The sequence below is a fragment of the Jannaschia sp. Os4 genome (assembly GCF_016820245.1).
Taxonomy (GTDB): Bacteria; Pseudomonadota; Alphaproteobacteria; order Rhodobacterales; family Rhodobacteraceae; genus Jannaschia.
Genome location: NZ_JAFCAR010000003.1, coordinates 68,823 through 89,983, shown reverse-complemented (window position 1 = coordinate 89,983; position 21,161 = coordinate 68,823). Strand labels below are relative to the sequence as shown.

General features: G+C 74.4%; 30 protein-coding genes. 6 read left to right on the top strand and 24 right to left on the bottom strand.

Annotated elements, in window-relative coordinates; genetic code table 11:
• Positions 1-33: 33 nt before the first annotated feature.
• Complete coding sequence (rpmE, locus tag JQC91_RS05410) at positions 34-255, bottom strand: 50S ribosomal protein L31 (protein ID WP_203285796.1); 222 nt, start codon at positions 253-255, stop codon at positions 34-36.
• A 3-nt stretch (positions 256-258) separates the two neighbouring features.
• Entirely contained in the window at positions 259-645 is a 387-nt protein-coding gene (gene rplS, locus JQC91_RS05405) for a 50S ribosomal protein L19 (protein WP_203285795.1), read from the bottom strand.
• A gap of 168 nt (positions 646-813) precedes the next feature.
• On the opposite strand from rplS, the gene JQC91_RS05400 reads away from it, so the two are divergent.
• A complete protein-coding gene (locus JQC91_RS05400) occupies positions 814-1,791 on the top strand; it encodes an SRPBCC family protein (RefSeq protein ID WP_203285794.1) in 978 nt (325 codons plus the stop codon).
• On the opposite strand, the gene trmD is transcribed toward JQC91_RS05400, so the two are convergent.
• Together trmD and JQC91_RS05390 are read right to left on the bottom strand one after the other, a co-directional pair.
• The gene (trmD, locus tag JQC91_RS05395) at positions 1,788-2,558 is read right to left on the bottom strand and encodes a tRNA (guanosine(37)-N1)-methyltransferase TrmD (protein ID WP_203285793.1); all 771 of its coding nucleotides are present in this window, start codon (positions 2,556-2,558) and stop codon (positions 1,788-1,790) included. The two genes, JQC91_RS05400 and trmD, sit on opposite strands and share 4 nt — an antisense overlap.
• Before the next feature lie 31 nt (positions 2,559-2,589).
• Positions 2,590-3,336 (bottom strand): hypothetical protein, encoded by a 747-nt coding sequence (locus tag JQC91_RS05390; protein WP_203285792.1) that lies wholly within the window; start codon positions 3,334-3,336, stop codon positions 2,590-2,592.
• A gap of 148 nt (positions 3,337-3,484) precedes the next feature.
• On the opposite strand from JQC91_RS05390, the gene JQC91_RS05385 reads away from it, so the two are divergent.
• Positions 3,485-4,426, top strand: coding sequence for a hypothetical protein (locus JQC91_RS05385; RefSeq protein ID WP_203285791.1), 942 nt, complete (start codon positions 3,485-3,487; stop codon positions 4,424-4,426).
• On the opposite strand, the gene rimM is transcribed toward JQC91_RS05385, so the two are convergent.
• From rimM to JQC91_RS05335, 10 genes are all read right to left on the bottom strand, one after another.
• The gene (gene rimM, locus JQC91_RS05380; RefSeq protein ID WP_203285790.1) at positions 4,423-4,935 is read right to left on the bottom strand and encodes a ribosome maturation factor RimM; all 513 of its coding nucleotides are present in this window, start codon (positions 4,933-4,935) and stop codon (positions 4,423-4,425) included. The genes JQC91_RS05385 and rimM overlap by 4 nt on opposite strands.
• A gap of 82 nt (positions 4,936-5,017) precedes the next feature.
• The gene (gene rpsP, locus JQC91_RS05375; protein ID WP_203285789.1) at positions 5,018-5,440 is read right to left on the bottom strand and encodes a 30S ribosomal protein S16; all 423 of its coding nucleotides are present in this window, start codon (positions 5,438-5,440) and stop codon (positions 5,018-5,020) included.
• Positions 5,441-5,452: 12 nt separating this feature from the next.
• Positions 5,453-5,752: a chorismate mutase gene (locus tag JQC91_RS05370; RefSeq protein WP_203285788.1), complete on the bottom strand. Its 300-nt coding sequence runs from the start codon at positions 5,750-5,752 to the stop codon at positions 5,453-5,455.
• A gap of 127 nt (positions 5,753-5,879) precedes the next feature.
• Positions 5,880-6,521 (bottom strand): GNAT family N-acetyltransferase, encoded by a 642-nt coding sequence (locus JQC91_RS05365; RefSeq protein ID WP_203285787.1) that lies wholly within the window; start codon positions 6,519-6,521, stop codon positions 5,880-5,882.
• The gene (locus JQC91_RS05360) at positions 6,518-7,027 is read right to left on the bottom strand and encodes a GNAT family N-acetyltransferase (RefSeq protein ID WP_203285786.1); all 510 of its coding nucleotides are present in this window, start codon (positions 7,025-7,027) and stop codon (positions 6,518-6,520) included. The genes JQC91_RS05365 and JQC91_RS05360 overlap by 4 nt, the downstream gene beginning before the upstream one ends.
• Positions 7,024-7,542, bottom strand: a complete 519-nt coding sequence (locus JQC91_RS05355) for a GNAT family N-acetyltransferase (RefSeq protein ID WP_203285785.1) — start codon at positions 7,540-7,542, stop codon at positions 7,024-7,026. Before JQC91_RS05355 ends, JQC91_RS05360 begins: the two co-directional genes overlap by 4 nt.
• The gene (locus JQC91_RS05350) at positions 7,539-7,871 is read right to left on the bottom strand and encodes an NIPSNAP family protein (RefSeq protein WP_203285784.1); all 333 of its coding nucleotides are present in this window, start codon (positions 7,869-7,871) and stop codon (positions 7,539-7,541) included. Before JQC91_RS05350 ends, JQC91_RS05355 begins: the two co-directional genes overlap by 4 nt.
• The gene (locus JQC91_RS05345) at positions 7,868-8,284 is read right to left on the bottom strand and encodes a hypothetical protein (RefSeq protein ID WP_203285783.1); all 417 of its coding nucleotides are present in this window, start codon (positions 8,282-8,284) and stop codon (positions 7,868-7,870) included. Before JQC91_RS05345 ends, JQC91_RS05350 begins: the two co-directional genes overlap by 4 nt.
• A complete protein-coding gene (gene ffh / locus JQC91_RS05340; RefSeq protein WP_203285782.1) occupies positions 8,281-9,750 on the bottom strand; it encodes a signal recognition particle protein in 1,470 nt (489 codons plus the stop codon). The genes JQC91_RS05345 and ffh overlap by 4 nt, the downstream gene beginning before the upstream one ends.
• Positions 9,751-9,898: 148 nt before the next feature.
• Complete coding sequence (locus JQC91_RS05335) at positions 9,899-11,191, bottom strand: pyridoxal-dependent decarboxylase (RefSeq protein WP_203285781.1); 1,293 nt, start codon at positions 11,189-11,191, stop codon at positions 9,899-9,901.
• A gap of 36 nt (positions 11,192-11,227) precedes the next feature.
• Here JQC91_RS05335 and JQC91_RS05330 point away from each other — a divergent pair, with 36 nt between their 5' ends.
• Both JQC91_RS05330 and JQC91_RS05325 read left to right on the top strand, forming a co-directional pair.
• The gene (locus tag JQC91_RS05330) at positions 11,228-11,557 is read left to right on the top strand and encodes a metalloregulator ArsR/SmtB family transcription factor (protein WP_343069908.1); all 330 of its coding nucleotides are present in this window, start codon (positions 11,228-11,230) and stop codon (positions 11,555-11,557) included.
• On the top strand, positions 11,544-12,677 hold the full coding sequence (locus tag JQC91_RS05325) for a DNA alkylation repair protein (RefSeq protein WP_203285780.1): 1,134 nt from the start codon (positions 11,544-11,546) through the stop codon (positions 12,675-12,677). The genes JQC91_RS05330 and JQC91_RS05325 overlap by 14 nt, the downstream gene beginning before the upstream one ends.
• Positions 12,678-12,711: 34 nt before the next feature.
• Here JQC91_RS05325 and JQC91_RS05320 read toward each other — a convergent pair whose 3' ends face one another.
• Both JQC91_RS05320 and JQC91_RS05315 read right to left on the bottom strand, forming a co-directional pair.
• Entirely contained in the window at positions 12,712-13,053 is a 342-nt protein-coding gene (locus tag JQC91_RS05320; protein ID WP_203285779.1) for a hypothetical protein, read from the bottom strand.
• A gap of 111 nt (positions 13,054-13,164) precedes the next feature.
• Positions 13,165-13,740: an NAD(P)H-dependent oxidoreductase gene (locus tag JQC91_RS05315; protein WP_203285778.1), complete on the bottom strand. Its 576-nt coding sequence runs from the start codon at positions 13,738-13,740 to the stop codon at positions 13,165-13,167.
• A gap of 129 nt (positions 13,741-13,869) precedes the next feature.
• Here JQC91_RS05315 and JQC91_RS05310 point away from each other — a divergent pair, with 129 nt between their 5' ends.
• A complete protein-coding gene (locus tag JQC91_RS05310; protein WP_203285777.1) occupies positions 13,870-14,760 on the top strand; it encodes a LysR family transcriptional regulator in 891 nt (296 codons plus the stop codon).
• A gap of 164 nt (positions 14,761-14,924) precedes the next feature.
• Positions 14,925-15,119 (top strand): hypothetical protein, encoded by a 195-nt coding sequence (locus JQC91_RS05305; protein WP_203285776.1) that lies wholly within the window; start codon positions 14,925-14,927, stop codon positions 15,117-15,119.
• Positions 15,120-15,273: 154 nt separating this feature from the next.
• Here JQC91_RS05305 and JQC91_RS18210 read toward each other — a convergent pair whose 3' ends face one another.
• The 8 genes from JQC91_RS18210 to JQC91_RS05265 form a co-directional block, all read right to left on the bottom strand.
• Positions 15,274-15,939, bottom strand: coding sequence for a glutathione S-transferase family protein (locus tag JQC91_RS18210; RefSeq protein ID WP_203285775.1), 666 nt, complete (start codon positions 15,937-15,939; stop codon positions 15,274-15,276).
• 91 nt (positions 15,940-16,030) lie between these two features.
• A complete protein-coding gene (locus tag JQC91_RS05295) occupies positions 16,031-16,474 on the bottom strand; it encodes an Rrf2 family transcriptional regulator (RefSeq protein WP_203285774.1) in 444 nt (147 codons plus the stop codon).
• A gap of 224 nt (positions 16,475-16,698) precedes the next feature.
• On the bottom strand, positions 16,699-17,574 hold the full coding sequence (locus tag JQC91_RS05290) for a metal ABC transporter substrate-binding protein (protein ID WP_203285773.1): 876 nt from the start codon (positions 17,572-17,574) through the stop codon (positions 16,699-16,701).
• Entirely contained in the window at positions 17,571-17,921 is a 351-nt protein-coding gene (locus tag JQC91_RS05285) for a hypothetical protein (RefSeq protein WP_203285772.1), read from the bottom strand. Before JQC91_RS05285 ends, JQC91_RS05290 begins: the two co-directional genes overlap by 4 nt.
• Entirely contained in the window at positions 17,912-18,667 is a 756-nt protein-coding gene (locus tag JQC91_RS05280) for a DUF4198 domain-containing protein (RefSeq protein ID WP_203285771.1), read from the bottom strand. The genes JQC91_RS05285 and JQC91_RS05280 overlap by 10 nt, the downstream gene beginning before the upstream one ends.
• Before the next feature lie 10 nt (positions 18,668-18,677).
• Positions 18,678-19,835, bottom strand: coding sequence for an ABC transporter permease (locus JQC91_RS05275; RefSeq protein WP_203285770.1), 1,158 nt, complete (start codon positions 19,833-19,835; stop codon positions 18,678-18,680).
• Entirely contained in the window at positions 19,832-20,491 is a 660-nt protein-coding gene (locus JQC91_RS05270; protein WP_203285769.1) for an ABC transporter ATP-binding protein, read from the bottom strand. Before JQC91_RS05270 ends, JQC91_RS05275 begins: the two co-directional genes overlap by 4 nt.
• On the bottom strand, positions 20,488-21,114 hold the full coding sequence (locus JQC91_RS05265; RefSeq protein WP_203285768.1) for a hypothetical protein: 627 nt from the start codon (positions 21,112-21,114) through the stop codon (positions 20,488-20,490). The genes JQC91_RS05270 and JQC91_RS05265 overlap by 4 nt, the downstream gene beginning before the upstream one ends.
• Between the last annotated feature and the right edge of the window lie 47 nt (positions 21,115-21,161).

Here is a 21,161-nt window from a genome sequence, read left to right as displayed (position 1 = left end):
GGAGGGCGGCCCTTCGATCCGGAGGCGGACGGCTCAGAAGCCGAGGCCCGCGTACTTGTTCTTGAACTTCGACACGCGCCCGCCGGTGTCCATCAGGCGGGTGTTGCCGCCGGTCCACGCGGGGTGCACCGAGGGGTCGATGTCGAGCGAGATCGACGCGCCCTCCGACCCGTAGGTCGAGCGCATCTGCACCACGGTGCCGTCGACCAGCTTGACGTCGACGGTGTGGTAGTCGGGATGGATGTCCTTCTTCACGGCTCAGGCCTCCGTCTTCGCCGCGCGCGGCTTGTAGTTGGTCATCTCCTTGATGCGCGCGGACTTCCCGCGGCGCTCGCGGAGGTAGTAGAGCTTGGAGCGGCGCACGCGGCCCCGGCGCACGACCTCGATCGAGTCGATGTTCGTCGAGTGCAGCGGGAAGACCCGCTCGACGCCCTCGCCGAAGCTGATCTTGCGGACCGTGAACGAGCCGGCGATGCCCTCGCCGTTCTTGCGGCTGATGCAGACGCCCTCGTAGTTCTGCACGCGGGTGCGCGTGCCTTCCGTGACCTTGAAGCCGACGCGCACGGTGTCGCCGGCCTTGAAGTCGGGGATGTCCTTGGCGAGCTGGGCGACCTGCTCGGCCTCCAGCTGGGCGATGAGGTCCATGGGACCCTCCTTTCGATACGACGCGGTTGAACCCGCGGATGATGTCCACCGGTACGTCCGGCGGCTGTTGGTTGTGGTCCCCCGAGGGGGACGGCGCCGCATACGCGCATGGCGGGCGCCGCGCAAGCGGGGATGGACGCGGACGGGCGGGCGGGGCACCGTCCGGGCATGACCCGCGCCCTCGCCGCCCACCTCGCCGCCGCCGCCGCCGCGCTGGCCTTCGCATGGATGGTCTCGCGGGGGCCGCACCTGCGCACGGGGCTCCAGTTCGTGGCCCCCTTGGGCGTCCTCCTCCTCGTGCACGCGGCGGCGCTCTGGGCCGGGCGCGACCTCGCGCCGGGCTGGGCCGGCCGGGTGCTGGGCCGCGCGGTCGGCACCTCCGCCCTCATGGTGGCGGGCCTGCTCGGGGCGCATGCCGTCCTGCCCATGCCCGCCCATGCGGGCACCGCCGCCGAGGAGGCCGCCGCGCTCGTGTTCTTCGTGATCGTCTGCGGCACGATGATCGCGGTCGTCGTGGGCCTCGCCGCGCTGGTCCTGTGGCTGCTCTACAAGGGCGCGGCGGCGGCGGTCCGCGCCGCGCGCGGCGGGGGCGACGACGCCCGGGACGGCGCGACCTTCGCGCTCGTCCTCCTCGTGGTCGCGGGCGCCTCGCTGGAGGGGTTCGGCGGCTTCGTCCTCGACGGGGCGGGCCGCGCCGCCGCCGCCCGGACCGTGGCCGCGCCGCCCGAGGCCGTGTGGGCCGCGATGGGAACCGCCACCGCCCCGGCCGTCCCGCGCCCGGCGGTGCTCTCGCCCTTCCCGCAGCCCGTCGCCGTGCCCGTGGACGAGGGCGTGGACCTCGGATCCCGGCGCCACGTGCGGTTCACCGGGCGCGAGGGCACGGGCCTCCTGCGGATGCGCGTGACCCGCCGGGACGCCGCCCGCGCCGTGCTGACCGTGGAGCGCGACGGCTCGCCGCTGGCGGGGTGGATCGGGCTGCGCGCGATCACCTACGCGGTCGAGCCCGTCGCGGGCGGCACCCGGCTGTCGGTCGCGCTGGACTACGAGCGGCGGCTGGCCCCGGCCTGGGCCTTCGGGCCGATCATGCGCGGGGCCGGCTGGCTGGCGATGGACGTGCTGGCGCGGGACGTGGCGGCGCGGTCCTAGCCCTCCAGCAGGTCGGGACGCCGCGCCCGCGTCAGGGCCTCCGCCTGCGCCCGCCGCCAGTCCGCCACCTTGGCGTGGTCCCCCGACAGCAGCACCTCGGGGACCGCCATGCCCTCCCACTCGGCGGGCTTGGTGAACTGCGGATGCTCCAACAGCCCGCCCGTCTCCGGCGCGAAACTCTCCTCCGCGAGGCTCTCGGCGTTGCCCACCACGCCGGGCAGCAGGCGCACGGTCGCGTCCAGCACCGCCTGCGCCGCGATCTCGCCTCCGGTCAGGACGAAGTCCCCGAGCGAGACCTCCAGCACCCGGTGCCGGTCCAGCGCGCGCTGGTCCACGCCCTCGAACCGCCCGCAGAGCATCGTCACGCCCCCCTGCCCCGCCAGCCACCGCGCCATGCCCTGGTCGAAGGGCCGCCCGCGCGGGGACAGGTAGATCGTGGGCCACGGCCCCGCCGCCGCCTCCAAGGCGGGGCCGACCACGTCGGGCCGCAGCACCAGCCCCGCGCCGCCCCCGGCGGGGGTGTCGTCGACCTTGCGATGCTTGCCCAAGCCGAAGTCGCGCAGGGCCACGGTCTGCAACTGCCACACCCCCTTGCGCAGCGCGGTGCCGGTCAGGGAGTGGCCCAGCACGCCGGGGAACGCCTCGGGGAACAGGGTGACGACGCGGGCCGTCCACGCCGAGGCCAGCTCCGCCCCGCCCATCAGGTCGCGGGGCCGGGCCGAGGGGGTCGCGCGCAGGCGCCCGTGGGAGCGGGAGGGGTCGGTCATGGTGCCGCCCTACCCCGCCCGGCGCCCGAGGTCAGCAGGGACCGATCGGCGGGACAGCCGAGAGCGGGGCGGTGATCGCGTCGATGATCGTCCCCGTGATCGCGCCGTGCAGGACCGCGACGTCGATCAGGAACAGCAGGACCACGCCCACGTATGCCGCGTAGGCCCAGCCCACGAAGTCGCCCATCAGGACCGACATCGCCCAGTCCTGCCCCGTCACGAACCACCACGACGCCAGGGCGATCGTCCCGACCATCAGCGCCGAGACCAGCAGCAGGTGCTTGGCCGCCCGCCCCTTCACCATCCCGATCAGGAGCGCCGCCGCGAAGAGCAGCGCGTTCGTCCCCGCGAAGATGGCGAGGGACCGGACCAGCCCCTCGGACCGCTGGGACACCCGCTCGCGCACCCACGGCTCCGCCCGCGCCACGAGCGGGCGCGCCACGGGCGGCACGTCCGGGACCACGCAGGCGTCGCAGCCTTCCGCCACGTCGCGGACCCACGGCACGAGCCGGTCGCGCAGCCCGCCCTCGGCGGCCTCCGCGCGGGCGAGCGCGGCGGCGGCGGCGCGGGCGGCGGCCCCGGCCACGAGGCCGCCGTCCCCTCCCGCGGCCATCTCCGTCAGCCGGGCGCGGGCGTCGTCGGCCACCCGCGCCACGACCGCGTCCGCCGCCCGTCCTGCGAGGTCGCCGGGCGCGACCTGCACCCACGCGAAGAGCGCCCCGAACAGGAGCAGGCCGGCGAGCGTGACCACGAGGTTGATGCGATGCGCGAGGACCATGCCCCGACCGTGGAAACGCGGGCTTCCCGCATCAAGCGTCCGGGCCGAGGGCGGGCCGGACGCGTCGCCGCCGGGCAACAGCCGCCGCCCCGTCGCCACGCGCGGGGAGGGGCTGGACCTCCGCCGCCCGGCGGAGGACGCAGGATCCATGAGCGACCCCCACGACCACCCCTTGGCCGCCGCCCTGCCGGACCTCCTCGCCGAGATCGGCGCGGCGCCGGCGGCGTTCGCGGTCGAGCGGCTCCCGACCCCGAACCCGGAGGGCGGCGCCCGGCTCGTCCTGCGGCTGCGGCGTCCGGGGGGCGGGCTGATCTACAAGTGCGGCCCCACGGACGAGCCGCGCTGGGAGGCGGCGCAGGTGCGGGCGCTGCGGCGGGCCGGGCGGCGCCTGCGGGGCCATCCCACGGCGGCGGTGCCGGAGCTGCGCGCCGTCGATGCGGCGCGGCGGGCGGTGCTGATGACCGAGGCCGAGGGCGAGACCCTCGCGGTCGCCTTGGCCCGCGCGGCGGGGCCCGCGGACCGGACGGGCCTCCTGCGGCGGGCGGGCGCGTGGGCGGCGGCGCTGCACGGCGCGCCGCGCACCGGGGGGCCTCCGGCCCGCCCCGACCTCGGCCTCGTGGCGCAGCTCGGCGCGTGGGGCCGCACGCCCCCCGCCAGCTGGGCCGCGGCCGGGGCCGGGCCGGAGGCGGCGGCGCTGGCGGCTTGGGGCCACGCGCGCGCGGCGGCGTGGCGGGACGGCCCGGCGCGGATCGCCGAGGTCCACGGCGACCTCACGCCGCGCAACCTCGTGATGGGCGCGCGCCGGGTCACCGGGTTCGACTTCGGGCGGAAGCGGCGGCGGTCGGGGGCGTTCGACCTCGCCGCGCTGATCGTGCGCGCGGCGATGCCGCTCGGGGCGGGGCCAGGCGCGGCGGCCCTCGACGACGTCCGCGCGGCGGTGATGGCGGGCTACGGCGGCGCGCCCCCCGAGCTCGACGCCATGATCGCGTGGCGGCTCCTGCGGTTCGGGGACGGGGCGGGGCGGCACGGCGCGCGCCATCCGGAGATGGACCATGCGGTGCGCGCGGCCCGCGCCCTCGCCGCGCGCTAGGCCGGATCGTCCGGGAGCAGGCCGTCGGGCGGGTCGACCACGAGACGACCGGCCGAGAGGTCGACGGTCGGGACGATGGCGCGGGTGAACGGCACGAGGGCCGTGTCCCCGCCGGGGCGCGCCAGCTCCAAGAGGTCGCCGCCCCCGTGGTCGAGGACCGCCTTGACCCGCCCCAGCCGCGCGCCGCCGGTGTCGACGGCCTCCAGCCCGATCAGGTCGGCGTGGTAGTACTCGTCCTCCTCCGCCTCGGGCAGCGCGGCGCGCGGCACCCAGAGGCGCTGGCCGCGCAGCGCGTCGGCCGCCTCCTTGGAGGAGACGCCGGACAGGCGCACGGCATAGCCGCCCTTGACGGGCTTGAGCACGGTGAGGGTGCGGGTCGCGCCCGCGTCGTCCGTGAGGGGGCCGTAGTCGCCCAAGGCCGAGGGCTCGGCGCAGAACGACTTGACGCGCACGTCGCCGCGCACGCCGTGGCCGCCCATCACGGCGCCCAAGCAGACGTGGTCCTTCATTCACGTGCTCCGTACGAAACGTGAAGACTGCCCGGACGGGCCCGTACGAAACGTACAGGATCCCAGTCCGGGCGGCCGGGGATCACTCCTCGGCGGCGGTCTCTTCCGCAGGTGCAGCATCGGCCTCGGCGGGCGCGGCCTCGGCCTCCTTGGCGGCCTCGGCGGCGGCGGCGGCCTTGTCGGCCTTCTCCTGCGCGCGCTCCTGGGCCTTCTTGCCCGGCTCGCCCTTCTTCAGGTTCGCGCGCTCGGCCTTGGGACGCGCGCCGGCGGCCTCAAGGAAGCGGGCGACGCGGTCGGTGGGCTGCGCGCCTTGGTCGAGCCAGTGCTGCACGCGCTCCATGTCGAGCTTCACGCGCTCCTCGGAATCCTTCGGCAGCAGCGGGTTGTAGGTGCCCAGCTTCTCGATGAAGCGGCCGTCGCGGGGCTGTCGGCTATCGGCGGCGACGACGCGGTAGAACGGGCGCTTCTTGGAGCCGCCGCGGGCGAGCCGGATCTTCATGGCCATGGTGATTCTTCCTTAGTTCTCTTGGTGTTGCCGATGATGGCGGATGACTTCCTCGATCACGAAGCCGAGGAACTTCTTGGCGAAGGCGGGGTCGAGGCCCGCCTCCTGCGCGAGGCCTTCCAGCCGCGCGATCTGCTGCGCCTCCCGACCGGGGTCGGAGGGCGGCAAGTCGTGCTCCGCCTTGAGCCTTCCCACGGCCTGCGTGTGGGAGAAGCGCTCGGCGAGCGTGTAGACGAGGACCGCGTCGAGGCGGTCGATGGAGGCGCGGTGGTCCCGAAGGAGCGAGGCCGCGCGATGCTGAGCGTCGGTCACGTCAATGTCTCCGATCGTGGCGTCCGCAGGGGGGGCGCCCCCCGTGCGGACGGGACGCGCCGGGGGCTCTGCCCCCGGACCCCCGGGATATTTCCGGCAAGAGGAAGGGAAGAGGCCGCGATCCGGGTCATGCGAGGTCCTCCGGGCGGGGGTGGCGCCAGACCGTGAGCGCGCCGTCGTGCATCGTGCCGTCGGGCGCCGCGCCGAGGCGGCGGCAGAGCGCCTCGGACCGGGCGTTGCCGGTGGCGACGTAGCTGACCAGCGAGGGGAGGCGGAGCGTGCGCCACGCGTGGTCGCGGGCGGCGACGGCGACCTCGTGGGCGAGGCCGATCCCCTCCCAGTCCTCGCGCATGAGGAAGCCCAGCTCGTGCTCGCGGTCGCCCGGCTCTGTGCCGATCAGGACGAAGCCCGCGACGGCGCCCTCGGTGGCCACGGTCCACATGCCGTGGCCGCGCAGCAGCCAGACGGCGGTGGCTTGGCAGAAGTCGGCCCAGCATTCCGCGGGCTTGAGCGGGCCACCCGCCATCGCGCCGCGCTCCCCCTCCATGATCTCGCGCAGGGCGGGGAAGTCGGACTGGCGCGGCGCGCGCAGGACGGCGCGGGCGGTCCGCAGCATCGGGATGCGCCCCTGCAGCGCGGTGGCGAGCAGGTCGGCGCGGGGCGTGGTGGGGATCGCGGGGGGCAGCCCGTCGTCCGGCGCGGTGCGCGCGGGGGCGTTGGCGGCGTCGGAGGCGCGTCCGCGGAACAGGAGGGCGGCGAGGCCGGTCATGCGGCGACCTCCGCCGGGGCCGGGTGGCGCCAGACCTGCATCGGGCCGAACACCTCGTGCGCGATGTCGGCCTCGCGGGTGCAGCCGAGGCGCTGGGCCACGCGGGCCGAGCCGTCGTTGCCGTGGGCCACGAGGCTGATCGCGGTGGTCCAGCCGAGGGCGCCGTAGGCGTGGGCGCGGGCGGCGGCCCCGGCCTCGGTGGCGTAGCCCTGCCCCTCGTGGCCCTCGAAGAGGTCCCAGCCGATCTCGGGCTCGGGCCACGCGTCGGGATACCAGAGGCCGACCATGCCCACCGCCGTGCCGTCGCGCTCGACGATCCAGCGCCCGTAGCCGCGCAGGATCCAGTGGCCCGCCTCCTCGGCCAGCTTGCGCCACGCGCGCTCGGCCGTGAGCGGGCCGCCGACGAAGCGCGAGCGGTCGGAGGCGTAGAAGGCGGCCAGCGGGGCGTGGTCGCGGCCCTCGGGTGCGCGCAGGATCAGGCGCTCGGTGTGCAGCGTCGGGATCATGCCGCCGCCCCGTGGAGCCAGACGTTGCAGTCGGGGTTGTGCGGCGTCGCCTCGCCCGTGTCGGTCGCGCCGAGGCGGGCGGCGACCCTCTGGGACGCCACGTTCGTGCGGTCGATATGGCTGACGAGGCGGGTCCAGTCGGGGTGGGCGGTCGCCGCCCAGTCGAGGGCGGCGCGCGCGGCCTCGGTGGCGTATCCGTGCCCCTCGCCGGAGAAGAGCGACCAGCCGAGTTCGACGTCCCGCTCCCCCTCGGGCAGGTGGAAGCCGACGGAGCCCACCGCGCGCGCGCCGCCGGTGACGTCCAGCACCCACCAGCCGAAGCCGCGCAGCATCCAGTGGCCCGCGTCGTTGGTCAGCACCTTCCACGCGCGCTTGAGGTCCAGCGGCCCGCCGATGATCTCCGACCGCGCGCTGGCGTAGAAGTCGGCATAGGCCCCGGCGTCCCGCGCCTCGGGGGCGCGCAGGGTCAGGCGCTCCGTCGTGAGCGTGGGGATATGGGTGGTGATCGCGGTCACAGGCCGAGCTCGTCAGCGCCGGCCCCGTCGAGCACGGGCTTGGTGAAGGAGCGGTCGTAGCGGCGGATGCACTTCGTGCGCTGGGCGAACGCGTAGGCGCGCTGGCACTCGGCGTCGGCCCGCATCGCCTCGCGGTATCGCTCGTAGGCGGCGAGCGAGGGGAAGGAGAAGTGGCAGTAGGCCACGTCGTTCGGCCCCTCGTGCGGCAGGTGGTAGCCGTGATGGGTGCCGCCCATCGCTGGCACCTTGCCGAGCCAGAAGCGGGCGTAGCGCTCGAACTCGGCCAGCTTGTCGGGGTCGATCTCGTAGCGGACGGTGCAGGTGATCATGCGGCCCTCCCGAGGAGGCGGGCGAGCCAGCCGCGCTTGGCGGAGGGCGGCGCCCCGGTCGGGGCCGCGCGGGGGATGCCCTGCGCGAGGCCGAACCCGGCGAGCCGCACGTCGGCGGGCGTCAGGGCCGTCGCCGCCGCCGGGTCCGCGCGCGTCACGAAGGCGAGGTTGGCGACCTTGCCGCCGAAGGGCGCGTCGTCCAGCGTGTCGCCCGCGAAGCGCGGCGAGACGGCGACATGGGTGACGCGGCCCGAGGCCGTGTCGAGCGGGGACAGGAGCTCGGCGAGGAGCACCTCCTCCATGCCGTCCACGTCCACGCGGCGCAGGACGCGCATCTGCACCTCCGCCACGTCCGGCGCGCCGTCGAGTGGGGCGTCGAACCCCGAGAGCCGTATGAGGGCGGTGCGCGTCACTTCTTGCGGCCGAAGGGGTTCATCCCGCCGCCGAGGCCGGGCAGGCCGCCGCCGCGCTGGAGCTGGGCCGCCGCCGCCTGCATCGCCGCCGGGTCGGGGTTGGCCATGTCCATGCCGGGGCCGCCCTTGCCGGCCATCGCCTTCATCGCCTGCTTGAGCATCCCGCCCTTGCCCAGCTTCTTCATCACGTCGCCCATCTGGCGCTGCATCTTCAGGAGCTGGTTCAGCTCGCTGACCTCCAGCCCCGCGCCCTTGGCGATGCGCTTCTTGCGGGAGGCCTGAAGGATCTGGGGGTTGGCCCGCTCCTTCTTGGTCATCGAGTCGATGAGGGCGATCTGGCGGCGCAGGACGGAGTCGTCGAAGCCCGCCGCCTCCATCTGCTTGGCGGCCTTCCCCATGCCGGGCAGCATCCCCATCATGCCCTGCATCCCGCCCATGCGCTGCATCTGCTCGAGCTGCTGGCGGAGGTCGTTCATGTTGAAGAGGCCCTTGGAGAGCCGCTTCATCATGCGTTCCTGCTGCTCGGCCTCGAGCGTCTCCTGCGCGCGCTCGACGAGGGCCACGATGTCGCCCATGCCGAGGATGCGGCCCGCGATGCGCGAGGCGTCGAACTCCTCCAGCGCGTCGAGCTTCTCGCCCAGACCGACGTAGCGGATCGGCTTGCCGGTGACGGCGCGCATCGACAGGGCCGCGCCACCGCGCCCGTCGCCGTCCATCCGGGTGAGGACGACGCCGGTGACGCCGATCTTGGCGTCGAACTCCTCGGCGACCTCGACGGCCACTTGGCCGGTCAGGCCGTCGACCACGAGGATGGTCTCGCGCGGCTCGACGGCGGCATGGACCTGCGCCGCCTCGTCCATCAGCACCTGGTCGATCTGGAGGCGGCCGGCGGTGTCGAGGAAGTAGACGTCGTAGCCCCCCAACGCGGCCTGCTGACGCGCGCGCTTGGCGATGTCGACGGGGCGCTGGCCCGCGACGATGGGCAGGGTGTCGACGCCGATCTGGGTGCCGAGGATGGCCAGCTGCTCCATCGCCGCCGGACGGTTCACGTCGAGCGAGGCCATGAGGACCTTCTTGCCCTCGCGGTCCTTCAGGCGCTTGGCGATCTTGGCGGTGGTGGTCGTCTTGCCGCCGCCCTGCAGGCCGACCATCAGGATCGGCGCGGGCGGGTTGTCGATGCGCATCGGCGCGGGCGGCTCCTCGCCCGCCAGCGTGGCGACGAGCTCGTCGTGGACGATCTTGACGACCTGCTGGCCGGGGGTGACCGACTTGGTGACGGCGGCACCGGTGGCCTTGGCGGTCACGCGACGCACGAAGTCGCGCGTGACGGGGAGCGAGACGTCGGCCTCCAAGAGCGCCACGCGCACCTCGCGCATGGCGGTGCGGACGTCGTCCTCGGACAGGGCGCCCTGCTTGGTGAGGCGGTCGAAGACGCCGCCGAGGCGCTCAGACAGGGTCTCGAACATGCGCGTCTCCTTCTCTCGATGCGCCACCCATATGGGCGGCGCGGGGCCAAAGCGGTAGCGCCCCCGTGGGCGCAACGCGCTGACGGAGGGCGATCCCGGCACGGGTCCGGGACCGGAAGGCGGGCCTTCCGGGGGTCGGGGGCGGCGGTTACGCCCGTCGGGCGGACGGGTCAAGGGCGGCGACGACGAGGGCCACGAGGGCGTCGGCATGGGCCTCGCGCGTCCGCCAGTTCGAGACGGAGACGCGGAAGGCCGGGCGACCGTGCCACATCGTCGGACCGAACCACGCGGCGCCCGACCCTTGGACATGGGCGAGGATCGCGGCCGTCTCGGCGTCGTCGCGCCCGCGCGCGAGCACTTGGTTCAGCGGCGGAGGGGCGTTGAGCACCTCCAGCCCGAGCGCGGCCAGCCCGTCGGCGATGCGGCCCGCGAGGGCGCAGTGGCGGTCCACCATCGCGGCGATGCCGTCCCGTCCGAGGCTGCGCAGCGCGGCCCATGCGGGCACGCCCCGCGCGCGGCGCGAGAACTCGAGGCAGAGGTGCATCTGGTCGCCCGCCTGCCCCTCGGCATAGGCGGCGGCCGCGTTCATGGCGCGGGCCAGCCATTCCGGCTCGCGGACGATGGCCATGCCGCAGTCGTAGGGCACCTGCAGCCACTTGTGCGCGTCCACGGTCCACGAATCCGCGCCGTCCACGCCCTCGGTCAGGGCGCGGCGGGCGGAGGCGCGCGCCCAGAGGCCGAAGGCGCCGTCCACGTGGACCCACGCACCCGCCGCCCGCGCCGCCGGGATCACGGCGGCGAAGGGGTCGAAGCCGCCGGTGTTCACCTCGCCCGCCTGCAGCACGACGATGTCGCGGTCGGTGAAGGCGGGCAGGCGCGCGGGATCGACGGTGCCCGCCGGCGTGCAGGGCATGCGGACGAGGTTGTCCGTGCCGAAGCCGAGGATGCGCGCGGCCTTGAGGATGGTGACGTGCACGGTCTCGGGCACCACGAGGCGCAGGCGGGGCGCGCCGTCGAGGCCGCAGGCGGCGAAGTCCCAGCCCTGCCGCGCCAGCAGCGCGTGACGCGCCGCCGTCAGGCAGGAGAGGCCCCCGGCAGTGGCCGAGGTGCCGAAGGCCACCGCCGCCCCGCGCGGCAGGTCCAGGGCGTCCAGCACCCATGCGCCCGCCACCCGCTCCAGCGCGGCGGCGGCGGGCGAGCCGACATGGCCCACGGCGCACTGGTCGTGGTCGGTCACCCAGTGGTCGGCGTCGCGCGCGGCGGGCAGCGTGCCCCCGATGACGAAGCCGAAGTAGTCCGGCCCCGTGGACGCCACGGTGGCGGGCGCGGCCACCTCCCGCAGGAGGGCGGCCGTCTCGGCGTCCGGGCGGCCCGTGTCGGGCAGCGGCTCGTCGAGGCGGGACAGGGCGGCAACGGCCTCTGGGGCGGGGAAGACGGGCATGGTAGGGGTCCGTGGAGTCGAGGGATGACTATATAGGTGATCGACTATATGGAGGCGGTGTTCAAGGCCCTCGCCAGCCCCGTGCGGCTGCGCCTGCTGGAGTGGCTGTCGGACCCGCGCGCGCATTTCCCGCCGCAGCGCGACGGCGACCTCGTGGCGGACGGGGTCTGCGTGGGCTTCCTGACGGAGAAGGCGGGCCTCTCGCAGCCGACGGTGACGGTGCACATGAAGCAGCTGGAGGCGGCGGGGCTGGTGCGGTCCAAGCGGATCAAGGGCTGGACCTTCTACAAGCTGGTGCCCGAGCGACTGGCCGAGGGGTCGGCCGCGCTGGCCCGGCTGGCGGAGGCCGCCGATGCCGCGCGCTGAGGGAGGCGAGGCCGCGACGGGCGCGTTCAAGGAGCTGATCTCGGCGGACCTCGTGCGGCTGATCGGGCGGCACTTGGACGATCCGGCGGGGTTCGAGGCGGCGGTGGTGCCGCGGCTGCCGGCCTTGGAGATGAAGGCGCGGGTCGAGGCGATCCGCGACGCGCTGCTGGACCACTTGCCGGAGGAGCCGGAGGCGCGGCACGCAAGGCTCCGGGACATGCTGCATCCGGACGTGCGCGCCGACCTGAAGGGCGCGTCGGACGAGAGGGGCATCGCGGGGTGGGGCATCTGGCCGCTGAGCCTCGTGGTGGGCGAGCACGGCGGGGCGGCGTTCGAGGACGCGATGGAGACGCTGCGCCTGATGACGCAGCGGTCCACGGCGGAGTTCGCGATCCGGCCCCTAATCGACGCGGATCAAGACCGCGCACTCGGGATCATGGCGGGGTGGGTCGAGGATCCGTCGCACCATGTCCGGCGGCTGGTGTCCGAGGGGACGCGCCCGCGCCTGCCGTGGGGGATGCGGCTGCGCGGCCTCGTGGCGGACCCGTCGCCGGTGCTGCGGCTGCTGGCGCGCCTGCGAGACGATCCGTCGGACTACGTTCGGCGGTCGGTGGCGAACCACTTGGGCGACGTGGCCAAGGACCACCCCGCGCTGGCGGTGGAGGTCGCGCGGGACTGGATGCGGGACGCGCCACAGACGCGGGTCGCGCTGCTGCGCCACGCGCTGCGCCATCCGATCAAGGGGGGCGACGCGGACGCGCTGGCGCTGTTCGGATGGGGGCCGCCGAGGCTGGCGCCCGTGGCGGTGACGGTGGACCGCGCCGTGGTGCGGATGGGCGAGGAGATCGTGGTCGCGGCCGACCTGACCTCCACCGCCACGGGGCCGCAGGACCTCGCCGTCGACCTCGTGCTGCATCTGGTCAAGGCGAACGGGCGGACGGCGCCGAAGGTCTTCAAGGGGGCGGTCCTGCGCCTCGGGCCGGGGGAGACCGCGCGGTTCGCCCGCACGCACCGCTTCCGCGAGGTGACGACGCGGCGGGCCCATGGCGGGCGCCATGCGGTCGGGCTGCGGATCAACGGCGTGGACACGCCGACCGCGGCGTTCGACCTGATCGTCTGACCGGCCCCCGCCCGGAGGCGGGCGCGCGGCCGCGTCAGTTCAGGCGGGCGGGGTCGAACCCGGCATCCGGCGCGATCCCGCCGTCGACGGGGCCGTCCACGATCGCGTCTACCATGGCGGAGACGTCCTGCTCCACATCCGGCGCCTCCGCCGCGACCGCGGCGACCACCTCGTCAGCGGCGGTCAGGCGGCCCCCCACGGGCGCAAGCTCGGCGGGGGCGGCATCGGGCAGTTCCTCGCCAGCGGCGGCGTCCGGGGCCCCCATCCACTGGGCGGCCTGCGCGGCCCACGCGCTGCCCATGCGGGCAGACATCTCGGCCATCCACGCGGCGGGCAGGACGGCGCCGGCGGACATCTGGTTCAGGAACGGGGTCATGGCGAGTCTCCGGGGGCTGGGGGGGCTCCCGGGGAACGCAGCGCGGGGGAGGGTGCGTTCCGTGCCGATGCCGCGCCTGCGAAGAAATATCCTCGCAGGCGCGGCGAAGGGTCAGGCGGCGAGGGCGGCGATCCCGTCCTCGGCCCGCGCGGCGGCGGCGTCGGCGTCGGCCATCGCGCGGTCGTGGAGCACGAACTCGACCTCCGTGATGCCGATGAAGCCCAGCACGTGCTTCATGTAGGGCGTGGCGAAGTCGATCTCGGAGTTGGCCTCGGTGCCGCCGGAGGCGACGGCGACCACCGCGCGCTTGCCCTCCAGGAGGCCGACCGGCCCCTCGGGCGTGTAGCGGAAGGTCACGCCCGCCCGCGCCACGAGGTCGATCCACGCCTTGAGGCTGGCCGGGACGCCGAAGTTGTAGATGGGCACGCCGATCAGGATCGTGTCGGCGGCCTTCAGCTCGGCCACGAGCGTGTCAGACAGGACCAGCGCCTCGCGCTGCGCGGGGGTGCGCTCGCCCTCGGGGGTGAAGTTGGACCCGACCCACGTGCCCGAGATCTGCGGCAGGGCCTCGCCGCCGACGTCGCGGCGGACGACCGGGCCGTCGAGCTTGGCCTCGATCCGGTCGAGCAGGGCGCGGGTCGCGGAGCCCTCGACGCGGGCGGAGGAATCGATGCGGAGGATGGACATGGGAGCGTCTCCTGTTGGGTCCGCTCCGACTTGCTCCCTGCACGTCCGCGCGAAAACGCCGATCGCGCGACAGCCGTTGTGCGCCGGTGCGGAGGCACATAGCCTGTGCGCCGCTGCAGGGAGATGCGCATGGCCTTCAACGACTGGGACGAGGTGCGGACCGCCTATCAGGTGGCGCGGCTAGGGACGGTGTCCGGGGCCGCGTCGGCGCTGGGCGTCCACCACGCGACGGTGATCCGTCACATCGATTCACTTGAGGGGAAGCTCGGGACGAAGCTCTTCCAGCGGCACGCGCGCGGCTACACGCCGACCGAGGCCGGCCAGGACCTCTTCACCGTGGCGCGGGAGGCGGACGATCAGCTCGCGCAGCTCGCGAGCCGCATCAAGGGGCGGGGCGACTCGGTCACCGGCGAGCTGATCGTGACCTCGCTCGCGGTCCTCGCCCCGCTGCTGTCGCCCGCGCTCGCGGCCTTCTCGGAGGCGCATCCGGAGCTGACGATCAAGCTGCTCACCGACGAGCGGCTGTTCCGGCTGGAATACGGCGAGGCCCACGTGGCGATCCGCGCGGGCAACCCGCCGGACCAGCCCGACAACGTGGTGCAGCGGTTCTACAAGCAGGGCTTCGCGCTCTACGCGTCGAAGGAGTACATCCGGCGCCACGGACGGCCGGAGAGCCTCGAGGCGCCGGGCGCGCACCGGTTCATCGGCTCGGCGGAGGACACCCCCCGCGCGCCGTTCTTCCGGTGGCTCAACGAGAACCTGCCGGCCGAGAACATCACCTACCGGGTCAACCAGATCACCGCCGCGCGGCCCGCCGTCCTCGCCGGGGCGGGGATCGGGTTCTCGACCACGTGGGCCGAGGCCGAGTCGGACGAGGTAGAGATGGTGTTCCCCCCGCGCGAGGACTGGGCCTCGCCCTTGTGGCTCGTCACCCACGTGGACCTCCACCGGACGGCCAAGGTGCAGACCTTCGTGACCTTCCTCAAGGAGTGGGCGAAGCGCTGGCCGGTCCCGGACTGACCCGCGCGGGCCGCGGATCGCCATATTTGCAAGGGTGGAATTCCCCGAAACGACACCTTCGGCGGCGGCGCGCGTAACCCTCGATTTTCGCACTGGATTTTTCGGACTGTCAGATTTACCTTACACGTGGCCGAAGGGACTCGGCCAGTCGTGGGGGGTTATCCGTGGAACATGTGGTGCAGGACTGGACGTCCTACTTCGCCGCGATCCGTGCCTACAATCGGCAGGACGCCGAGGTGCGGCGGCGGGTGGTCGACGACTACTTCGACATCGCGTCGGCGGGGCTCGAGGGCGACAGCCGTCGCCGCCTGATTGCCTACGGCTACCGCGAGCGGAACCGGGCGGTGCGGTCCCTCTAGGGGCTCCTGCGGGGCCGCTCCCGACGAGCGACGCAGCCGATCAGCCGACAGGGGGGACGGACGCCTGTCCTAACGACCGCAGGCGGGGCCGCGGGCGGCGGACTCCGACCTTGTCCTCCGGCGCGCGGTCGTGCGCGCCCCGGCGGCCGAACGGTCAGCCGTCCGCCGCGAGCTTGTGCGGCGGCAGGCGGCTGGGATCGACGCGGTCGGGCACGGTCAGGCCCTTCCGGACGGCGGGACGCGCCACCATCCGGTCGATCCACGCCCGCAGGTTCGGGTGCGCCGCGCCATCCACGGCGCCGATCCGGTCCGCCAGCATGACCCAGCCGAACACGGCGATGTCGACGACCGAATAGCCCCAGTCCAGCAGCCAGTCCCGCCCGTCCAGCATGGCGTCGAGCACGCCGTGGAGGCGGGCGCCCTCCGCCTCGTAGCGCGCGATCCCGTAGGGCACGGTCTCGGGCGCGAGGTAGGAGAAGTGCATCCGCTGCCCGAACATCGGGCCGATGGAGGCGGCGGCGAAGGTCAGCTTCTGGATGCCGTCCCAGTAGGCCGTGGCCTCGTCCTTCGCCGGGAACAGCCTTCCGGCCTTGTCCGCGAGGTAGAGCAGGATCGCCGAGGACTCGTAGACCGTCGTCCCGGTCTCGCGATCGTGGAGGATCGGGATCTTCGCGTTGGGGTTCATCGCGACGATGGCGGGGTCGAACTGCGCGCCTTCGCGGATGTTCACGGTGTGCGCCTCGTAGGGCAGGCCCAGCTCCTCCAGCGCGATGGCGACCTTGTAGCCGTTGGGCGTGGTGTGGGTGTAGAGGTCGAGCACGGGCGGTTCCTGACGGGGCTGGCCTTATGTGTGCATTTTGTTTGCACACTAAAGGGCCTGCGTCAATGCGCCCCGCGGCGGTCGTGACCCGTCACGGGTCGGGCGTGCGATCCGCCGAGGGGCCCGCCACGCCCGCCATCAGATCCGCGAGCGTCGTCCGCCCGAGATCGGCGAGCATCGCGTCCTGCGCGCGTGCCGCGTGGCCCGCGAGGACGGCATGGACCTTGGGCCCGACGGGGCAGTCGTCGCTGGGCGCGCAGCGCGGCTTGCCGAACAGGTCGCCCTCCTCGACGGCGCGGTAGACGTCGGCCAGCGTGACCGTCTCCGGCGCGCGATTGAGCAGGTTGCCCCCGCCTTGGCCCATGACGGACCGCGTGATGCCCGCCCGGTGCAGGCTCGACATCAGCTTGCGGATCACGGTCGGGTTCGTGCTCGCCCGCGCGGCGACCTCGTCGGACTTCACGGGCTCGCCCCCCTTCAGCCCCATGACCGTGAGGACGTGGCAGGCGACCGCGAAGCGGGACGAGGCGGGCATGGCGGTCTCCGTCTGGACGGACGGATGATACGCCCCGCGCGGAGCGCGCGCCAACGGCTCGTTCGCGGTCGCCCCCGCTCCGGCCCCCTCCCCCGCACGTGACGGCCCGATGCGGACGGGACGCGTGGCGCGGAAGGTGCCGATGAACGCGATCTTCGGCCGAGCGGGCCGTCGCAGACGTCAGCGCGGTCGCCCGGCCCGCCGAGGCGGGGTCGCGCGGCCGTCTAGCGCACCGCGTCCGACAGCGCGGCCTGCAGGTCCGTCAGGCCCGCCTGCATCGCCGCGGCGAAGTCCCCCTGGACGGGCGGAACGGCGAGGGAAGGCACCACGGCCTGCGCGAGGCCGAGGGCGGCGACGGCCGCGCGCGCGGCGTCCGGAGGCTCGGCCTCCCAGACGAGGACGCGCGCGCCGGTCTCCGCGGCGAGGGCGCCCAAGGCGGCGAGCTGGTCGGCATCGGGCACGGCGCCGGCCGCCCAGTCGAGGGCCGAGACGTCGAGGCCGTAGGCCGCGCCGAGATACTCGTAGCGCGGGTGCGAGACGATCACCGGGACCGGCTCGCCGTCCACGAGGCCGTCCCATGCGGCGTCGAGGGCGGAGAGGTCGGACAGGAGCGCGGCGAGGGCGCCCTCGACGTCGGCACCGGGGACCGCGCGCGCGAGGGCGGGGGCCAGCGCCTCGGCTTGGCGGGACGCGAGGCCGAGGTCGAGCCACGTGTGGGTGGCGACCCCCTCGTGGCTGTGGCTGCCCTCGGCGCCGTGGCTGTGGGTGATGGTGTCGGTGGCGATCAGGTCGCCCTCCAGCCCGCGCCCCGTGTCGACCGTGCGCGCGCGAGGCAGCGCGGCGCGGGTGGTCCAGTCCGACAGGCCCGAGCCGTTCAGCACGATCAGGTCGGCGGCTTGGATCTCGACGATCTCGGCCAGGCCCGGACGCCACGAGGCCGGGTCGCGGCCCTCGGGCACGGCGAGGCGCACCTCGGCGGCGTCCCCCGCGAGGCGTCCGGCGAAGTAGGCGACGGGATAGCTGTCGGCGACGATGACGGGGCGGTTCTGCGCGGCGGCGGGCGCGGCGAGCAGGAGGGCGGCGAGGGTGGCGCGGATCACGAGCCCCCCTCCCCCAGGTCGGCGGGGGTCAGCAGCCAGTAGCCCTCGTGGTCGTCGTCCGTCCGCACCGTGATCGACAGCCCCCCCGCGGCGGCGGCGCGGTCGAGCGGGAAGCGCGCGGCGCCGTCCTCCAGCGGATAGGTGGCGAGGACGGTGCCCGCGGCGTCCTCCACGACCACCTCGCCCAAGGCGGGGATGCGGCCGGTGGAGAACTTGGCCTCGACCACGACCTCCTCGCCGGCCTCCGCGTCCTGCACGGACGCGAAGACGTTGACCCGGTGCGCCCACGCCGGCCCCGCGAGGGCCAGCGCGAGCAGCGCCGCGAGCGCCGTGCGGATCACTGCCATTCCTCGAACCGGACCCAGATCACGGCGCCCAGCTCGACCGCCTTCGCCTCGCCGTCCTGCTCCATGGTCTCGGGCGCGGTGTTGAGCGCGGCGAAGCCCCACCAGCCGGGGTTCGGCGCGGCGTAGGTGAACACGCCGTCCGCGTCGGCCTTGATCGTCTGCGTGATCATCAGCTCCGAGGGCGCGGTGGCCGCCTGCCCCTCGTTGTAGAACTCGACCTCGACCTCGGCGTAGGGGACCGGCTCGCCCTCCAGCTTGACGATGCCTTGGAACACGTTGCCCGCCCACAGGCCGAAGGGCTTCGTCAGGGGCTCGATCTCGGTGCGCAGGCCGAGCTCCGCGTCCCAGCCCTCGTCGTCGCCATAGGCGGGAACGACGACCTTGGTGAAGTGCTGGATGAAGGCGTCCTCGGCGGGCTCCCAGTAGGGGACGGGCGTCATCGCGAAGATATGGGCGCCGGGGCGCTCGACGTCGTAGGTGAGCGTGAAGCCGGGCGCGTCCATGACGGTGGCTTCCGACAGGTCGCCGAGCAGGTCCGTCGTCTCCCCCGCATGGGTCACCGTGAAGGCCTCCGGGCGCTCGAGGATCATGCCGTCCTCCTCGAAGGGGTGCGAGAAGGAGACCGTCAGGTCGACCGACCGCCCGTCCTCCTGGGACAGCATCGCGTCGGAGGGGATGATCATGCCGTAGTGGGCCGCGGCCGGGGCGGCGGCGAGCAGGGCGGCGATCAGGGCGAGACGGGACATGGAGGCTCCTTCAGGATCCGAGTGCGATGAGGCGCGCGGCCACGGTGTCGGCGTTGCGCATCAGGATGATGACGATGGGTGACGCGAGGGCAAGTGCGGCAAGAAGCACCAGCCCGACCTCGGCGAGCGCGAGCCGCGCGATGGTGCCCTTCCCCGCGCCGAGCGCGAAGGCCGTGCGCATCTCGGGCGCGCGCAGGCGCCACGTCAGGAACAGCGCGAGGCCGAGCGCGAGGGCGGCGGCCAAGCCCACCACCACGGTCACCGCGTCCACGAGCGACGCGATCCGCAGCAGGCGCGCGACCAGCGCGTCGACCACGTCGCGCGGCACGACGGCCTGCACCGGCCCCTCCGCGTCGAGGTAGCGGCCGCGCAGGATCGTCGCGGACCGCTCGTCGTAGGGCGCGACGAGGACGGCGGTGACCGGGTAGGTGGCGGGGTCGCCGTGGAAGTGGAAGCTGTCGATGTTCTCCGGCGTGATCCGCGCGAACTGCACCGCGCGGGCGGCCGCGGCGGAGAGGTCCTCGCCCTCCGCGACGATGTCGTCGTGGCCGTGCCCGATCCCCGCGATCACCCACGCGGTCTTGATGTCCACGAACGCCGCCTCGTCGTCCGGCGTCCCCGTCGGGGCCAGCACCCCCACGACGTCCATCTCCAAGGGGTAGGCCCCGTCGAGGTCGAACAGGTTCTCCGGGTCGGACAGCACCGTGTCCCCCGGCCCCGCCCCCAGCCGCGCCGCCGCGGCGGACCCCAGCACCGCCTCGCCCAGGAGCGCGAAGCCCCGCCCCTCGGCCACGTCCAGCGCGCGCAGGTCGAAGTAGTCGAGCGTGGTGCCCACGATCCGCGCGCCGCCGGTGGTGAAGGCCGTGTGCAGCGGCACGGGGATGCCGAGGCCGGAGTCCCACACCGCCTCAGAGGCGGCCATGGTCGTGGGCTCGGGCAGGTCGTCGGTGAAGTAGGCGCCCGCCATAACGAGGTCGAGGCGGCTGCCCCGGGTGCCCAGGAGGAGCGGCGTGGCGTTCGCGCGGGCGGTCAGCTGCGCCTCGCCTTGGGCCAGCAGCGTGCGCGTCAGGACCGGAACCGCCAGCACCAGCGCGGCGGCCACCACCAGCACAAGCGTGCGCGCCCAGTGGAAGCGCAGGTTGGCCGCGGCGAGGAACAGCGCGCTCATGCCGCCGCCCGCAGGTCGGCGAAGTCCACCACCCGGTCGAAGCGGGGCAGCAGCTCGTGGTCGTGCGTCACGCAGAGCAGCGCGGCCCCGGTCTCGGCGGCCTGCGCGAAGAGCAGGTCGAGCGCGGCCTCCTTGTTGGCCGGGTCGAGGTTGCCCGTCGCCTCGTCGGCGAGGATGACCTTGGGCCGGGTCACGAGGGCGCGCGCGATGGCCACGCGCTGCCGCTCCCCTTGGCTGAGCTGGTGGGGCCGCCGCCGCGTCTTGGCGCCCAGCCCGAACCGGTCCAGCAGCTCGCGCGCCCGCAGCCGCGCGGCGCGGTCCAGCCGCAGGCCGGTGCCGACGCGGTAGGGGTAGAGGACGTTCTCCTCGGCGGGCAGGTAGTCAACGAGCGCGAACTCCTGGAACACGAAGCCGATGGAGGAGGCCCGCAGGCGCCGCCGCTCCCGGTCCGACAGGCCGCCCACCGCGGTGCCGTCCAAGGTGACGCGCCCCCCGTCCGGCACCGCGATGCCGGAGACGAGGTTGAGCAGCGTGGTCTTTCCCGACCCCGACGGCCCGACGACGGCCACCGTCTCGCCCGCGCCGACCGAGAGCGACGGCACGTGCAGCGCGAACCCGCCCGGATAGGCGAAGCGAAGGTCGTCGATCGCGATCATTCGGACGGCGTGCCGTCCGCGTCGCCCCCGGGCTCCGTCACGAGGGTGCCCGCGTCGGTCCGGTCGACGTCGGTCAACGCGAACCCCGTGAGGCGCCACGCCCCGTCCGACGGCTCGATGAGCAGGTCGGCCCCGTAGGCGTTGCCGCGCATGTGCGTGTGCTCGTCGTGCCCGACCTGCCCGAGCACCGCCCAGCGGATGTCGGCGCGCACCGCGTCGCCGTCCTCGACGCCCCAGTCCCCGGACAGGAGCCGGATCTCGTGGACGACCTGGTCGGGCAGCCCGCCCGACGCGAGCGCGCCGGCCTGCTCGAGGTACAGCGCCTCCAAGGCCGCCCCCGCCGCGACGCCCGACAGCCCGTCGTAGATCGCGGCCTCCTCGGTCTCGGCGAAGGCCGCGTAGATGTCCGCGAGGATCACGGGCAGCACCTGGTGCGCCTCGCGGGTGAGGCCGGCGGCGTCCACCGGCTCGGCGAGGCCGGGGGCGGGCAGCGGGCCGCGCGCGCTCGCCCCCGTCAGGGCGAGGGCCGCGGCGACCGCGACCACCGCAAGCGCGGCGGCGATCCCGATCCAGACCGCGACGGGCCGGGCGCGAGGGGAGGTGGGGAGGATCGATGCCGACATGCCCGGCACGATAGGGGTCTGCCCGGCGGATACAACGGCATTCGCCG

Coding starts and splice junctions, on each gene's coding strand:
- rplS (WP_203285795.1), bottom strand. CDS start 645: ATGGACCTCATCGCCCAGCTGGAGGCCGAGCAGGTCGCCCAGCTCGCC.
- JQC91_RS05400 (WP_203285794.1), top strand. CDS start 814: ATGACCCGCGCCCTCGCCGCCCACCTCGCCGCCGCCGCCGCCGCGCTG.
- trmD (WP_203285793.1), bottom strand. CDS start 2,558: ATGACCGACCCCTCCCGCTCCCACGGGCGCCTGCGCGCGACCCCCTCG.
- JQC91_RS05390 (WP_203285792.1), bottom strand. CDS start 3,336: ATGGTCCTCGCGCATCGCATCAACCTCGTGGTCACGCTCGCCGGCCTG.
- JQC91_RS05385 (WP_203285791.1), top strand. CDS start 3,485: ATGAGCGACCCCCACGACCACCCCTTGGCCGCCGCCCTGCCGGACCTC.
- rimM (WP_203285790.1), bottom strand. CDS start 4,935: ATGAAGGACCACGTCTGCTTGGGCGCCGTGATGGGCGGCCACGGCGTG.
- rpsP (WP_203285789.1), bottom strand. CDS start 5,440: ATGGCCATGAAGATCCGGCTCGCCCGCGGCGGCTCCAAGAAGCGCCCG.
- JQC91_RS05365 (WP_203285787.1), bottom strand. CDS start 6,521: ATGACCGGCCTCGCCGCCCTCCTGTTCCGCGGACGCGCCTCCGACGCC.
- JQC91_RS05360 (WP_203285786.1), bottom strand. CDS start 7,027: ATGATCCCGACGCTGCACACCGAGCGCCTGATCCTGCGCGCACCCGAG.
- JQC91_RS05350 (WP_203285784.1), bottom strand. CDS start 7,871: ATGATCACCTGCACCGTCCGCTACGAGATCGACCCCGACAAGCTGGCC.
- ffh (WP_203285782.1), bottom strand. CDS start 9,750: ATGTTCGAGACCCTGTCTGAGCGCCTCGGCGGCGTCTTCGACCGCCTC.
- JQC91_RS05335 (WP_203285781.1), bottom strand. CDS start 11,191: ATGCCCGTCTTCCCCGCCCCAGAGGCCGTTGCCGCCCTGTCCCGCCTC.
- JQC91_RS05325 (WP_203285780.1), top strand. CDS start 11,544: ATGCCGCGCGCTGAGGGAGGCGAGGCCGCGACGGGCGCGTTCAAGGAG.
- JQC91_RS05320 (WP_203285779.1), bottom strand. CDS start 13,053: ATGACCCCGTTCCTGAACCAGATGTCCGCCGGCGCCGTCCTGCCCGCC.
- JQC91_RS05315 (WP_203285778.1), bottom strand. CDS start 13,740: ATGTCCATCCTCCGCATCGATTCCTCCGCCCGCGTCGAGGGCTCCGCG.
- JQC91_RS05310 (WP_203285777.1), top strand. CDS start 13,870: ATGGCCTTCAACGACTGGGACGAGGTGCGGACCGCCTATCAGGTGGCG.
- JQC91_RS05295 (WP_203285774.1), bottom strand. CDS start 16,474: ATGCCCGCCTCGTCCCGCTTCGCGGTCGCCTGCCACGTCCTCACGGTC.
- JQC91_RS05285 (WP_203285772.1), bottom strand. CDS start 17,921: ATGGCAGTGATCCGCACGGCGCTCGCGGCGCTGCTCGCGCTGGCCCTC.
- JQC91_RS05280 (WP_203285771.1), bottom strand. CDS start 18,667: ATGTCCCGTCTCGCCCTGATCGCCGCCCTGCTCGCCGCCGCCCCGGCC.
- JQC91_RS05275 (WP_203285770.1), bottom strand. CDS start 19,835: ATGAGCGCGCTGTTCCTCGCCGCGGCCAACCTGCGCTTCCACTGGGCG.
- JQC91_RS05270 (WP_203285769.1), bottom strand. CDS start 20,491: ATGATCGCGATCGACGACCTTCGCTTCGCCTATCCGGGCGGGTTCGCG.
- JQC91_RS05265 (WP_203285768.1), bottom strand. CDS start 21,114: ATGTCGGCATCGATCCTCCCCACCTCCCCTCGCGCCCGGCCCGTCGCG.